Origin of the sequence: Candidatus Merdisoma sp. JLR.KK006 (assembly GCF_036941035.1) — a bacterium.
Taxonomy (GTDB): domain Bacteria; phylum Bacillota; class Clostridia; order Lachnospirales; family Lachnospiraceae; genus Laedolimicola.
Genome location: NZ_JAYMNS010000017.1, coordinates 69,348 through 84,247, shown reverse-complemented (window position 1 = coordinate 84,247; position 14,900 = coordinate 69,348). Strand labels below are relative to the sequence as shown.

Genomic DNA, 14,900 nt, shown 5'->3' with positions numbered 1-14,900 from the left:
CTTTCGTAAATTAAGCTTATTATATCTCCAGCATGATTTTTTCTAATATCGCGCTAACCTCTTCTTTATCCTTTGCTCCTTTAAAAATTATGTTGCCTTCACCAAAAATATTGCACTTAACTCCATCCACATTTATTGTAATGACACCGTACTCCACATTAAAAGATAATACATTCCATTTTTCTGTATTAAACTTAGTTATATCAACAATTCTATGGAGCTCTACTATGAATTTGTCACAATTTGCTTTAAATTGCTTAATTTTCTCCATCTTTATCCTCCATAATCCGTAGTAATTTATATAAGAATTCCTTTCTTATGAACATACATTAACTGCTGTAACAATTCATCTTTTGATTCTTGTAATCCCAGCTTTTGATACGTTTCTGTATTAATAATATATTCTTTTTGATCTGCGTTACCCAATGCAGGATTAACATCATCCTCGCTTAATCCTAACCATTCGAGCAACTCTGGATATTGCCCTGGCATAACATTGCAATATCCCATATCTATTAATTCCTGACTCGCATTTTTTTCCTTTTTCTCATATCTATTTTCTGCACACATTTCCAATATATCAAAATTAATAATTCCCTGTTTGTATGCCAAATAACTTTTTACTTGCTCCATTTTACAACTAGTGTGAACTGTATTTTCGACTGCTTTCGGTAGTTTCCATCCTAGTTTTGTTATATTGCTAATTATTATCTGTTTATCCCAATTCATATAATAAGATGGATATATATAAAAACTATTATTTCTTTTTCGTAAGCTCGATAAAGAACGCAAATTATCTTTTAAGACTTTTATCGTTTCAGAACAAAATTCACCCGATAATATATCATGCAAAACTGAATAATATGATTGTGATGCAATTCTATTTAATGAAACTTTGCCTGATTTTAACATAAGCATCTTAAATTTCCGTGCTTCCAACTCTAAATCATCGTTTTCATCTAAAACGCATTCATTCTGTGCAACAAGTTGTCCAAAAGAGCTTGAATAGAAAATAAAGCTAGGCTGATATTTTTCAATATATGGTGATATAAACAATATAGAAAGCGGACCGCATGAACATATTCTTCCAAAATTAAGAATACGATTTCTGTAAATGTCTTTTAATACGCTTTCTTCCATATGTATAAAAATATGGTCTACATTTAGTTTTGTAACTACACGTTTAATGTTACTTATTACATCTTCATCAAAAAATCCATTATCCCATGTAATTGCCAAAACCTTTAAGTTATACTCCATAACCAATTTGTAAAGTGTGTATGTACTATCTTTTCCACCTGTATACATAACAATAACATCATATTCTCCTATTCTCTTTACATTTTTAATAAGGGAATATAATTCATCCTCTCGATTGGAATTATAAAGTCTGCCATATTTATCCTTTTGTGTCTCAAATAATTTACAAAAATGGCATTTCTCATTATTATTAAGCTTAATATGTCCATAACTCGGTATTTTTCCTTCCGGCAATCCGCAATTTCTACATATTACACTTTTCATATTCGTTTCTCCATAATTATTTTGTACTCAAAGCAAAATAATGTATTCATGTTAGTATATTTTTTGTTTACCATACCATTATTATTTCTTGTATTACATGCATCGTAATTTTTAAGAGTTTCCTCGTAATTTTTACACCATTTTAATGTGAAATATATAGCAGTCTATTAATTGATCAACCTTAATAAACTTTCTAGTACTTACTTTCCAAGTATTTCTTTCAACAAGTAATTATTTTTCTTTTTAATCCCAGTAATTCTGAAAAAAATACAAAAACAAAAACAATTACTTAATACCTAATTTAATGTCATATCTCCCCCCATATATAATCCTTATATCAAACCTTGTATATCTCTTTTTTAATCTTACAATTATAACAATCTCCCTTCTCGCACAATCAGCACATACCATTCGGCGTACAGCAGTTCGACGTAAAATTCGTTGGTAACAACGTCTAAGTGGACTTTTGCCACAGAACATTGGCGTGCCCGTCATACAAAGAAAAAGCACCCTCTCGGATGCTTAAATCACTATATTTTCCTGCAGTAATTTTTATTCGTCATATGCTATCAGTTTATTTTGTTCAATTATTCCAACCAAAATCCCCTCATATTCTGATGACTTACAATAAGGATACTTAGGATCCTGCAGCGATTGAACGGCCCTTATGTAATTGCTTTCTCCTATAAGTTCCTCCCAATTAGGAGCTTCCTGAGAATGATCCTTCCATGTGGCAAGGTAATCATTATGTTCCATTATGACATGCCGCAAAACCGGAGAGTTTGCATGGAAACCCTCCTGATGCGAAAATAATTCATTTGGGCTTATTTCAACCTCATTCTTTTCCCAGTCAATTGCCTCCAAAGCAATCGCGATAACAATAGACGGCAGACAAATATGCCTTCTGCGCCAGTCCTCCTGTGCAATCTGTCCTATAATCTCAATAAAAAGTTCTTTGTTCCTTTTCATTTGCTTCTCCTCTCTATTTACGTTTCCAGTACCACCCAAGCGCCGCCGCGCCTGCAATTGCCCATATACCGTATCCCTTACACATTACAATAAGGAAGATAATCCCTCCTGCAACCATTAATGCAATCTTCTCTTTTCTTCCCATATACGCTCCTTAGAAGAAAGGGTATGTGTGCTGGGAGGTAACAGTCCCCAGCACTTTTTTCCCATCTTCCCCGTCTTTTACACTGGTAATGCGTACAAGACTGCTATGCAGGTCATACGATGCGCTCTTTATTGCACCCTCCGAACTGTAGTAGATATGCTGCAACATGCTTTCCGGAAACAGAGTACAGACCATACCGCTAATCTTCTTAAAATCCTCCAAATCCTCACATACCAATACCGCCTGAACAATATTTCCATCCTTATTGAGCTGCTCCATATACCCCTTTAAAGCAGATACTTTTTTCTGTAAATGCTTGTCCCATTCAGATTCCGTAAACCTTTTCAAGTCCACGCGGGTAAACATCGGTTCCACTATTGTCACATAATTTTTTCCGGCAATTTCGTGAAAAATCCTGCTGTTAAAGATGATTTTCCCGTTTTCCTTATCCTGATACGAAGGCATAAAATCAAACTCTTTTAAATGCGGACTTTTCATCAGTTCATTTGTAATCAGTGACGAGGCTGCTTTTTCCACGATTTCAAGGGGTGGAAGGATGTCTTTTTCGTGTCTGGCATCCGTATTCAGCTTTAGCGCCTGATATATGACCTTGCAGAACTCAGGCGTTGTGGAATACAAGACGATATTGTTTCCTTCCTTTGTGTAGACAAACCTGCGTAACATCCCCATACTGCACATCTTCTTTATCCTGCTGAGCAGCGCATCCCTGTCAATATAGCGCGGCACGCGCTTCTGTGGCCAGAAACTGCCTAATGCCTGAATCGTTTCCGCCACTACTTTGGGGATTGTATACTTGTACAGTGCTATCACATACCCGATATACAGATCGGACAGTACAATTTCCTCATTCCGGTAATAGTAGGCAATTTTATCCAGAGAATTTCTTTTATCCGAATCCGGCACACTGATCTCCATTTCCGGCATATACTCAAAAAGTGCCTTATACCCCATCATACCTACTATATCGCGGGCAGCCCTCTCTGTTGTCTTTTCCGTATCAGCCATTACGTTTCCTCTCCCTCCTGATTATTTTCCGGCTTTTCGTATCCCTCCAGCGTAAGCGCCTGGAACACCCTTGCTTTTAAGGAACGTTCCTTTGTATTCATGTAATAAATCTTTCCCATATACTCCATGCCCGGAATAATTGGAAAATCTCTTGCTGATGACGGGTACTCGGTAAATACCTGGATATCTTCCAAGCCATTGATTTCGCCAAACCAGTGCCCCTTTTTCAGTGACAGGCACTTAATGCGCACAATGTCGCCAACATGATACTTTTCTTCCAGCGATTTCTGCTCCCACGGATCCTCTACCAGCTCCTTTCTGGAGCAGGCATAATAGATAATGTCCTGTTTCTTCTGCTTTCTTATCTTTTTTTCATGTATGCATACTTCCACAACATCACCGTAAGATACTGTTCCCTTCAGCGCGGACGTAAATGTATTTGCCCAGTCGCCGATATACACAAACCCTAAGATTCCGACACCGCATAAGTCCAGCCATACGCCCGTATCTATGTTCTCTCCATCTACCGTTTTAGACTGGATACGGATTACCTTGCCCTTTACACGCAAATTTGCATTCCCGTTATCCTTTTTCAGCCGGTTATTGATTTCTTCTTCGATTTCCGGACGTTTATCCTTCCGCGCTTCATTGTGGCTTACCCAGACGGTACGGCTTTCATCGTCCACCCTGACCACTTTTACATAGTATACGTCCGCCAGCTTCTGTGACTTGTACCGCAGATCATACGGATCCCCCGTAATTGCATCTGATGCCATGCAGATAATGATGTCCTTGTCCACTTTGGAAAGGGTGCCGTCTGCTCCTGCCTTTTCAAAAGCCATCTGCATATATTCCCCTGTATCCATCAGCTTTTTATAACGCTCCAGATGCCCATCTGTCCTTTCCGGCACATAAGAATGTTCTTTCTCTTTTCTTCCGCCTAAAAATTTTCCTGAAATTTCATACAACTGGTCTTTCATTGATTGCACCTCCGTTAAAATAATATGTTTTACCGGTTATCAATCCGTTACCGGAAAATACTGATAAACCAGGAAATACCAAATACAATAATCAAAAGGATTACCGGCACCGCTATCATGCCGACGCTGACTGCCGTTTTCCGCATTTTCTTGTCTTTTGTTGCCAACAGTGCAATAGCTGCTCCCAAAACAAAGGAAACAAGCCCTATCAGCAGTGCCCCTGCTTTTATGCTTTTTAAATTGCTGTAACAAGCCGCCGCTATGGTACGCAGGATCCGTTCAGCAAAATTGCCGCTGATTTCTATCGGATTAACTTCCTCCAAATTTTCCATGCCGCTCTCCCAAGAATCCTGTATCCGTTCTCTTAACGCATCATATATGGAGTTTTCCTGTTCGCTCTCCCCTGTTTCCTCCTGAATGTATACCTCTTCCCCATATGCAATGGACGGAGGAATGAAAAAGAAAGCCATACATCCAAAGAACACTGCAATAGCAATCTGCAGACAATGCAGTTTGTCAATTTTTTCCATTCCCATCCCCCTTGTTTCTGTCCTTTATGAATATTGGCAGTCTTGGGCCTGGGCAGGAAGTCTCGATCCCGGTACTGCCTTCCCCTAACTTACCCATTTCCTCCTGAATCTTCGTTAAGACCTTTTCTTTTTCCATATGCACCAGCGATGTCAGAAACAGGGACGTTTCTGGCAGCAACAGCATAATCTTCTGCATATGATCCAATGCTGTCCCCTTTTCGCCATCTGTCAGAATGGCTATCATATCCGCCGCAATACGGTAAGCCGTTATGCCTTCCTTTTCCCTAAAATACCCTGCAAGCTCCTGAAGCCTGCAATCCATGCTGTTTTCAGAATACGGTCTTTCCAAATACACCGGAACCCGGGCAACGACAAGATACCCTTCCTGCCCGGAGGCGATTATCCGGGATGCCGCCTGCTTAAATACGGCTATTCCCGGCAGCTCCGTTACCGGATCGGTAAAGAAGTTCTTCTCTGACTCATCTGCCAAAAGACACGTACACCAAAATAATTGAAATATCCATAACAGATTTTCCGTATCTTCTGATGCCAATCCGCTTCCTCCCTGAGATTCTTCCAATATCAGGAATCCTTCATACTTTCCCATATCTGACAGCACGAATGCCCGGCTGTCATTCCTGATCCGGCATCTTTCTTCTACTGCGGGCAGGGGGCATCTCCAGAATCCTGCCTCATCATCCGGAAGGGAGGAATAGAAGAATACGGTTGTATCTCCCCTTAGCAGATGAATCGTGCATCTGCCATCCTGACCTGCCATAAGAAGCGAAAGCATTGCTGCCGCCTCCATTGCCAGTTCTTCCCCTGCCGGACTCTTTTCCGCTAATTCCTTCAGTTTTTTTATTATTGATGTAATCTGCATCTGTCCTCCTATAAATCGGCCTCATCAATATTTGCCACCTCATTTAAGAGCTGGCTGTCATATTCAATGCTCATGCCTTTAAAAATGCGGTTGAGCAGATAATACCGCTCCACCTGATATTCTGTTGCAACATCCTCTATGGTTTTTCTACCGTATGCAATTTCAAGATAACCGTACAGACTGCGAAGATACCCGGAATTGTATACCCTGCTCAGATCCAGTTCACTGCTGGAGCGTTCCAGCATTTTTCTATACACCTGCTTTTGAAGCGGTTTCCCCTGTTTATTAACGCAAAGATACATTTCTTTCATCTGTTCCTCTTCCGTATTCCTGACCTTTATGCGCTGCATCGCATACCATGCCAGATTTTTTCTGTCTTCCCCGCTCAGTCCAACTTCCTTTTCATCACATATAATCTGATCTTTTACATACACATTGCCATGTACACATTCATAGACATCGGACAGACGCATCTCAAGGATATCCTGTACTTTCAAAATACTATGAAGCTGTAAGTAAAAAACAGGGTAAGAACCTACACTGTACGTTTTAATATGTGTCGAAAGCTTTTCTATTTCTTCCATAATAAATGAAATGCGGTCTTCATTCCCCTTTGTCTGTGTTTCGTTCACTAAATATTTCCTCCTTTTTCTCTCAAGGCCCCATTCTGAGACCCACTTTTAAATTCCCTGTACCCATTTTCTTTTCCCTTCCTTTTTTCATTTTCTGCATAGTATTCTGATATAAGGCAAATCCCTCATCTGACTGTAATTCCTGTATGATATTTTCCGGAAGGTGTTCAGCCAGGCAACAATTTTCAACATAACTTAATTTATCCCGGACTTCCTGATAGCGGATCTGTGTATCATGGGCATCAATGCCTGCGCTGATATAATAGACATACCGTTCAAGCGTATCTTTTCCCAAAATATCCAGCACTGACACAACTTCATCCATAGACCTGATTCCGTAATATTCCCTGGATTCCCTTCTGGAGCGCCTTGACAGGATTCTTTTCGTCAATTCCTCCGCATCGGCATCTTCTTCATAAACCGCGTCCGTAATCCCCGCAGCATACAGGACCGCCATGTAATCCGTACCGTAGTGCTTCCTATCTACCGACACAACTACCGGGATTCTTTTAATGTCCCTGAGTGCCGCAATTTCCCATGACTGGTAAGATGCCGACATATCCATATTTTCCTGTAGAAGAATAACCACATTCTCGTGATTATCCATAGAAAACGTCTTATATTCCACTTCCTGCTTGCTTAAGCATGGATGTATAACAACCTTTATTTCTCTTTCTAATGCCATCTGGCAAATCCTCTCTACAAGTCCGGTTGATGTGGTGTCTTCCGGAATGCCGCAGATCACCTCTATTTGTCTCATTTGCCACCTCACTGTTCCAGAGTATCTAAAACATTGATACCTGTAATTTTCCACTCATTGCTCTGCTTTTCGATATTCAGCTTGATATACTGCATAATCTGCCCGTTTCCGCTTCCGTTCAGCGTAAAACAGCTCTCCATGATGACTTCTGCCTCTGTCTCTGAAAAGCAGCAATAATAGCACTTCGCCTCCCGAAGTGAAGATATCACTGCCGGAATTTTCTCTCCGCTTTCCGTTGATTCTCCTACTGAAAACGGCACTAGTTCCGCATATGCCTGCGGTGTCATAAATGCTTCCGTACCTTCGTAAAACCTGCGTTCCCTGGTATCGTAGGTATACAAAACCTCTGCAAATGACTGTAAAAACTGCTCCGAATTCTGTCCGGCCGACTGTTCCAAAGGCACTTCCTCTTGTCCTGCCATGTCCTCTGTCTGCGATTTGTCTTCCCCTGTGCCATCTCTTGACATAACCAGTAAAAACGTGCCCGTCAGAAAAAGCAGAACCACCAGAATTGTAACCAGTGTTGAAAACAGCGCTTTTTTGAAATTACCATATTTCATGTTTCTTCCTCCTTGTTTCTTTACGGCCTCCCAAAACCGACAAGATGGTTTTGGTAATAGGCTGTGTTTATTGACGAGTAACAGCAATATCCCTTACCGGAGCTTGCATGGAACATCCTGCCGTTTCCTACATATATACCCACATGGGTTATATATGTGCCGCTTTCGTAAGTTCCCTCAAAGAAAACCAGATCACCCGGTTCTGCTTCCGCGTCCGAAATATGCGTCACAAAATCATATTGTGATTGCGCCGTTCTTGGCAAGGTGATGCCCACTGACTTAAAGATTTTTTGCGTGAGTGCAGAACAATCAATGCCATATTTCCCACTTCCGCCATACAAATACGGTACTCCTAAATATTCCTGCATACATGCCAGCATGGTATCGTAATCACCTTCTCCCATGCCATCGGAGCCGCTCAGCCACGACCGTACATGCTCCACATACAGCACGTCTCCGTATACGGAGTATCCATGCTGTGCGCACATCCTGCTGGAAAATTCCCTTGCAGCTGCTTCCGAGTGGTGTCCGTCCCGTTCCGCTTCTATGTAATCTATGTATCCGCCGCCGAAATTGTAGGCCTGTATTACGGAATCCATATCCACGCCTTTGTCCGTGCCTGCTGCGAGCAGTGAACTGAAATACCACACCCCCTGCCGGATACTCTCAACCGGTTCCGTTATGGAATTTGCCGGAAGTCCCGCACTTGCCGAACACTGCATGATATCCGGTGTTTTTTCCGCATCACCGCCGGACTCCTGTGCGATAATTGCAAGCAGCACATCGACGTACTCGGCAATCCCGTACATATCCGCATAAAATTCCACCTCTTCCCTCCACTGCTCCACCAGCGGGGGAATGTCCGCTTTTCCATAATACCCATAATCTCCCTCGCACCCCGAAAGAAGCAGGGAGAATAAAAGCAGGCACAGCAATACTTTTAATTTGCCCTTTTTCATCTGTCCTCCTGTTATACCAAGGGACGGTTCTTGTCCTCTAAAATCTGTTTTACCCGTTCCTGAATCATTTTTGCCGCATTTTCATAGTCCTCGGATCCGCGGTCATATCTGGCTTTCTTTTCCATCTGCAAAAGGACTGCCTCTGAAATCGCCGCTGTCTGGGCTTCTATCCTTTTTGTGCGGATTATCTCCTCGGTCAGAACTACTTTTCCTTCCTCGCGCATGACTGCTATCTCTTTCTCTGCCCGCAGGTTGGCCTGCTGCATCGCCCGCAGCGCCGTACTGTTCTTCATCGTGCCTTCTACGCTCAGGATTTCCTGCACTGCATAGGAAACATCTGCCTGTATCTGCTTACCGGACCGGGTATTTATGCCGCTTACTGTTTCTGTTTCTTCCTTATCTAATGTAGGAGCTTCCACTGTACCGCCCACCGTGGTTCCGGTATCCATATAAAAGGATGCCTGCATTGCTGCAGGTCTGATTTTATTCATGAGATAAGCGGATGCCGCCATATCAGCTGCCTGGTAAATTCTTTTTCCCCCACTCCTGGCAGCCGCTCCCGCAATATGCCCGGCTTCAATAGATACATCTACCGCTGCCTCTCCTGCGCCTCCGCCCGCCTGAATACCTCCTGCGGAAGAAAGTGCTGCCGCCGAAGCGCCTAAAAATACTGCTGAGCCGCCGGCAACTGCCCCTAATGCAGCGCCGCCGCCTGTCCCGGCAGCTACCTTTACCACATTCGCTACAGCGCGTTTCTTGTATAAATCCCGCATCTGTGCATTGCTAAGAACACCCTTAAATTCAGGTTGTTCAAAATTGGAGATGGTCGCCCTTTTCTGTAAAATCTCCGCCCTTCTGTCATCAAAGCTTGTCGGTGTCCCATGTACGCCCATTGCTGTATGAAGCTGCCTTGACTGCTGGCGAAGCTGGTTAAGACGCCCGTTCTCCATTGCGATTCTCTTATCCAGCCGGGCTGTCTGGCTTTCTATATCCGCCCTTTCCGTTTCCAGCTCCCGGTATTCTTCCGAGCCGCGCCTGTGGTTCAACATCTGGCGCCTCAATTGTTTATCCTGCTGTACCAGTTCCGCGCGGTCTACCTTCAATTTATCCAGATTTTCCTGCGATTGATTCATTGCACCGTCTATGCTCCGCAGTAAATCGTTTTTATTTTGAGGCGGAGTCCCGGTACCGGCATCATCCGCACCTGAGATATCTGACGGGAAATCCGTCCTTTCTTTAAAGTTTCCGTACGATAACCCTTCCTGTGCATAATCCGCCGTCTGAGGGACTGCAATATCATCTGGTTCCCTGTCAAGGACTGGCGCATTATTCTGATCTTCCGGTTTTTCGCTTCCTGTTTCCGCAGATGAAACGCCTTTTTCCTGTCCGCCATCTACCCCTGACAGATTATTTCCATCTTCTGATAGTCTGTTATTCGGGCTGCCTTTTCCTTCTGCCGCTGACAAGTAGGACTCCTCTTCTTCCCTGTCAACATCCGCCATTTCTCCATACATACGGCTCTTTCTCGCATCAGAAAAAGCATCTGCGAGTTTTCCAACACCCTGTTTGATACGTGATGCAATTGCCCTTGTAAGCGTCATCATTGCCATCGCTCCCAAAAAGCCGTTCCGTTCGTTGCTCTGGATTCCCAGCAGCGCCTTAAACCGGATCCTCGCCGGAATAAGAAGCATGCACATGACCAGCTGGATAACCGCCACGCCTTTTATCGTGTCCGACAACATCAGGCTTGTGAGCAATGGAATCAGGAGCAGTACGGCATCTATCACGGGCGTCATGATATTGGAAAACATGGTCATTACCCATCCGCCAAGCAGATCCCGCTTCCTGCTCTGAAGTACGCACAAAAAAGGAAAACTGACAAAACAGACCAGCATATCTATGGCCACGGCAACATATAAAAACACAAAATAAACCGTTAAGACCACTGTTCCCAGGTACATGACGGCATCAACAAAAGTTCCGCTGCGTTCCGCATTAATCAGAAAAGCCTTCGACAGTGATAATGTTGCCCCTCCGGTTATCATCTGCGAAGTTACTTCCTTAATGCCGTACAGCAGGACATCCCTCACATACAGCGCCACGTCCAGCAGGTACGGCATTAAAATAAGCGCGGCAAACTTCAATGCCATGGACGGAAACATACTCCTGATTTCATCCCTGCTTTTTGCGGTCTGTCCGGTCCATGCCGATTTCGCCAGCTGGAACACAAAAGTAATCCCGAGGAAAATGAACATCATTCCCCTAAGCAGCGCATAACATACTGATGCGGTCACGCCGTAAGGATTTCCCTTACGCAGTTCAAAGGCATAGATGTTAACCTTGTTGGGCTGCCCGCTTCCTACCCTCCCGTATACGATACTGTCCAGGGATGCGCCGATGTTATCCTGCAGGAGTGCAATAACGGAACTGCCTATATTCCTTAGCAGTTCTGCAATGTATTTTTCCACACGTCCGGGCTTGCCCACGGTAATGTCCTGCTGTTCTTCCCCTGCATCAATGGGATTCCCATAAATAGACTCGTCTGACGTACCTTTCAGCCAGGGTGATGTTGTATCAAAGCGGTTGTTGTTCCCTTCATCGACATCATTCTCTATGCTGTCAGACTGGGATGCATACACGACCATTCCCCGGCAGAGCAAAAGCGGAATGCATAACAATGCAAGGCACAGTGCTTTTTTCAGTCCCCTCATCCTGCCTCGCCTCCGTACATAGCCTGCAGTGTCCTGGCATCCGTTTCCACAAATACCGCTTCCGCCGCTTTTAAGTAGTCCACCTTACAGAAGCATACCTTTCCGTTATCCACGATGCAGACTTCCCCTTTCCGGTCCTCGCTCTTGTCCGAAGGATCCCCGCCAAGTTCCAGGATGCGGTCTGCCTGTCCATTTGTAAGGTTGAGCGCTTCTTTCACCCAGCTCCGGTCCTGATAGTCCTGCTTGAACACAAATTTTGTTGCCGCCTGCTTTAACAGGGCTTCCGTTTCCGGCATCCTCTGGTAATCCTTCAATGCCTGTGTTGCCGTCCACAGCGACACCAGCCTTTTTCTTGACGTCCTGGAAACATAATCAAGCTTCTGTACGGCGGGCAGGGACTTGAAATTTTCATGCAGCTCGTCGCAGATCACACCCATATACTCCATTTTCTTTGGGTTAATTGCATTTTTCTTTATAAAATGTTCCGTTACAAAGCTGAGTGCCACCAGCCGGGCAACCGCCCTCTCCTCTTCCGGAAGCTGCGACAGGTCTATGTTGGTAAATTTCACATTCCTGTCTATGACAACATTACTCTGTCCGTCGAAGTAGCTTTTTACCCCCTGTATGGCCTGTATCTTATGACCATTTTCCCCGCATCCGCAGACATGCTTTAACGTCTCATACTCTTTTCTTGTATAGAAGCGCAGACACTTTGGACAGTAATACAGTTCCCGGATACGTTCCTTTAGGCTGTCGAGCAGAATGCGGTAGGCTTTCTTGTGTTCCCTGATCTCGTTATCGCGCTCCTTTTTTAAAGCCTTTTTATAAAAATCCGTCATCGTGGGCAGCGTTTTCCGCCTTTTCCCGCTTCCCAAAATCTCCTTCTCCTGCAGCCCTTCCTCAAACAGGCTGTCCACCTGGCCGTCAATGATTCCCCGTTCCTCATACAGTTCCACTATTATGTCCGTAATGACACGCTCAAGGTAGGTTGTCAGTTCAAAATCCGCAGCTCCCTTATTTCCCTGGACCATGATCATAAGGCTGCTTCTGGCATCTTCCACTTTATCTTTCAGCTTTAACACCATATAATCGCCGTCCATTTCCGACCATTCCTCTTCTTCCCGGACCTCAAAGGGATTCAAAATAATGTCGCTTCCGACTTTTATCTGGTAATTAATGCCGCACTGCACGTCCGCCATCATCGCATACTCCCCGCGGTTTCCCCTTGCCTGACTGTCAATTGCAACAAAGCGGTATCCGTTTTTGGATATGTACCGGGATGCAAGAATCTTCATCGTGGCAGACTTCCCCGTACCCGTCATCCCGCAGAAAACCACGTTATATCCGTTGTGGCTGGTATCATAGCAGTCATACGCCACAGGCTTCCAGCTGGACATGTTCCTTCCCAAAACGACGCCGTTTTCATGGATGAAATCTGTCTGGGTATGGTTAAAGATACTAGAGATACTGAGTTTGTCCATCGTATGTCTCTTTAATCCGGCAGTTTTCACAGGCCCTATCCCTGCGTTTACCCTGCGGTTTAAAGGCATTCCCGACAAAAAGGCTTCCGGCTGCACGCCATAACAGGCGCTGACCGTAATCTGTTTCTCTTTTGCAAGATTACGGAAAGAATCCGACTCATAATTGAGTTCCTCCAGCGAAGATGTCATGAGCACGAACAGGAAATAAACATGGTAAAGGCTGTTTTCGCCTGTTTCTATGCGCTCTGCCCACCCTTCGGTCTCCCGAAGCTTCCCGTTCAGCTTGCGGAGCATATTCCGGTTGTAATTCTTTTCCGCACTGATAATATTCGTTTCGATTTCAACGATTGTCGTATCCAGCATATGTGCCGCACGGCTCTCCGGCAGCGGCTCTATGAAAACGCTGACCCGCATCCGCCCGCTGTTGAACAGGGCTGGAAATGTCGTTGCGAAAGCAGTCCGTTTAGGCAGGGCATCAATGGTAAAGCACCTTACATACACGTCATGCCCTGCATCATTCAGAATGAAATAAGACAGGGGATTCGGATCCACCCCATCCGGCGCCACTATCTCCCGCGCCGCAGATACCCGCCTGAACAGCTTCTCGTCCTCTCCTGCCGGTTTCGGCTTTTCCCTGTTTTTAAGCAGTCTTACTATTACAACCGCCATGATTACAAAAAATAAGATTCCCGATGCCGCTATGAGCAGAATTGCTATAATTTCCCGATTCATCTACAGATTCTCCTCCTCTTCCATGAATGCAAACTCTGCCGCCATTTCCCTTAATGCGTTCTGGCTGACCGTTTCTTCCATTTCCCTTAAGGAACTGCTCGTCACCGCAATGCTGTCATATGCGGACTGCAGAATTTCGTCAGCGCGGTACTTTGCTGCGCTGACCGGATGTGTATAGCGGCGCATCTGTTCCAGTATTTCCACTCCTGTCAGCATCCGGGCCTTTACCCCGGCGTTGCGGAGTGAGGATATATACGCCGCCGCCCTGTTCTCGAGCTGCTTCTCAGCTTTGGAGTAAATCTCGCTCTCCGTAAGTTCCTGTGTAAAATCAATGGCGTTATAAGTCCAGTCGTAAATATACAGCTGATCCAAATGCGGATCTGCTTTCTCGCCGCTGACGGATTCCAGATACTGCACCTGGATTTTCAGCTGATCCACGCGGTAGCCCAAGGACATGATTTCCCTCTGCATCTGCCTGAGTTTCTGATAATACAGGTCGTACCGTTCTTCTTCACCTTCCGGAACCTGCTCCGACTCCTTTTTTATTTCTTCATAATCCAGCGTCATCAGATACTGCCTCTCCTGAAGGCTCGTGAGCTGCTCCTTGTAATCCGTTACCATCTTATCCAGGTTGACATCCCTTGCCATCTGCCAAAACTGTATATTCTGGTTATCAAGTACATTGATGAAGGAAAGGTATCCCCGTATAATCTGCAGGCGTTCCTCGTCCTCCGCATCGCGGAACTCGCACCCGCTGCAGGCAATCGCCCCGATAAAGCGCTTTTTCCCGTCTGCAACAACCATGTACTCCCCCACGTCGTCGAATCTCACATATTCCAGGGAGTCCAGCCTTCTAAACTGGCTGTAATCCAGATGTTTCTCCTGTACCCTGCTCCTGTGTATCTTCATGAAATAAAATCCAACCGCGCCGAATATTGCCAGTAAAACCACGATAATTACTGCGATTATCTGCACGGAGCGGACTAATGTATCTATAGTCTGCATTGCTTC

15 protein-coding genes are annotated in these 14,900 nt (G+C 44.6%); all 15 read right to left on the bottom strand.

The features are described from left to right. Positions 1-19: 19 nt before the first annotated feature. Positions 20-271, bottom strand: a complete 252-nt coding sequence (locus tag VSQ61_RS13835) for a hypothetical protein (protein ID WP_334344982.1) — start codon at positions 269-271, stop codon at positions 20-22. Positions 272-297: 26 nt separating this feature from the next. Next, positions 298-1,524, bottom strand: a complete 1,227-nt coding sequence (locus VSQ61_RS13830) for an adenine nucleotide alpha hydrolase family protein (RefSeq protein WP_334344981.1) — start codon at positions 1,522-1,524, stop codon at positions 298-300. Between the two features lie 552 nt (positions 1,525-2,076). Further along, complete coding sequence (locus tag VSQ61_RS13825) at positions 2,077-2,493, bottom strand: hypothetical protein (protein ID WP_334344980.1); 417 nt, start codon at positions 2,491-2,493, stop codon at positions 2,077-2,079. A 13-nt stretch (positions 2,494-2,506) separates the two neighbouring features. Then, entirely contained in the window at positions 2,507-2,638 is a 132-nt protein-coding gene (locus VSQ61_RS13820; RefSeq protein WP_334344979.1) for a hypothetical protein, read from the bottom strand. Between the two features lie 9 nt (positions 2,639-2,647). Next, entirely contained in the window at positions 2,648-3,664 is a 1,017-nt protein-coding gene (locus VSQ61_RS13815) for a hypothetical protein (protein WP_334344978.1), read from the bottom strand. Continuing rightward, positions 3,664-4,644, bottom strand: a complete 981-nt coding sequence (locus VSQ61_RS13810) for a hypothetical protein (protein ID WP_334344977.1) — start codon at positions 4,642-4,644, stop codon at positions 3,664-3,666. The genes VSQ61_RS13815 and VSQ61_RS13810 overlap by 1 nt, the downstream gene beginning before the upstream one ends. 47 nt (positions 4,645-4,691) lie before the next feature. Then, positions 4,692-5,174, bottom strand: a complete 483-nt coding sequence (locus tag VSQ61_RS13805; RefSeq protein WP_334344976.1) for a hypothetical protein — start codon at positions 5,172-5,174, stop codon at positions 4,692-4,694. Next, on the bottom strand, positions 5,161-6,054 hold the full coding sequence (locus VSQ61_RS13800; RefSeq protein ID WP_334344975.1) for a hypothetical protein: 894 nt from the start codon (positions 6,052-6,054) through the stop codon (positions 5,161-5,163). The genes VSQ61_RS13805 and VSQ61_RS13800 overlap by 14 nt, the downstream gene beginning before the upstream one ends. Positions 6,055-6,062: 8 nt before the next feature. Next, the gene (locus VSQ61_RS13795) at positions 6,063-6,686 is read right to left on the bottom strand and encodes a hypothetical protein (RefSeq protein WP_334344974.1); all 624 of its coding nucleotides are present in this window, start codon (positions 6,684-6,686) and stop codon (positions 6,063-6,065) included. Between the two features lie 22 nt (positions 6,687-6,708). Continuing rightward, a complete protein-coding gene (locus tag VSQ61_RS13790; RefSeq protein ID WP_334344973.1) occupies positions 6,709-7,446 on the bottom strand; it encodes a hypothetical protein in 738 nt (245 codons plus the stop codon). 8 nt (positions 7,447-7,454) lie between these two features. Then, positions 7,455-8,006: a YddI family membrane protein gene (locus VSQ61_RS13785; RefSeq protein ID WP_334344972.1), complete on the bottom strand. Its 552-nt coding sequence runs from the start codon at positions 8,004-8,006 to the stop codon at positions 7,455-7,457. A gap of 20 nt (positions 8,007-8,026) precedes the next feature. After that, a complete protein-coding gene (locus VSQ61_RS13780; protein WP_334344971.1) occupies positions 8,027-8,965 on the bottom strand; it encodes a bifunctional lytic transglycosylase/C40 family peptidase in 939 nt (312 codons plus the stop codon). Positions 8,966-8,976: 11 nt separating this feature from the next. Continuing rightward, positions 8,977-11,676 (bottom strand): hypothetical protein, encoded by a 2,700-nt coding sequence (locus tag VSQ61_RS13775; protein ID WP_303661576.1) that lies wholly within the window; start codon positions 11,674-11,676, stop codon positions 8,977-8,979. After that, on the bottom strand, positions 11,673-13,889 hold the full coding sequence (locus tag VSQ61_RS13770; protein ID WP_303661575.1) for a VirB4 family type IV secretion system protein: 2,217 nt from the start codon (positions 13,887-13,889) through the stop codon (positions 11,673-11,675). The genes VSQ61_RS13775 and VSQ61_RS13770 overlap by 4 nt, the downstream gene beginning before the upstream one ends. Further along, a complete protein-coding gene (locus tag VSQ61_RS13765) occupies positions 13,890-14,894 on the bottom strand; it encodes a hypothetical protein (RefSeq protein ID WP_303661574.1) in 1,005 nt (334 codons plus the stop codon). It abuts the gene before it with no gap. Between the last annotated feature and the right edge of the window lie 6 nt (positions 14,895-14,900).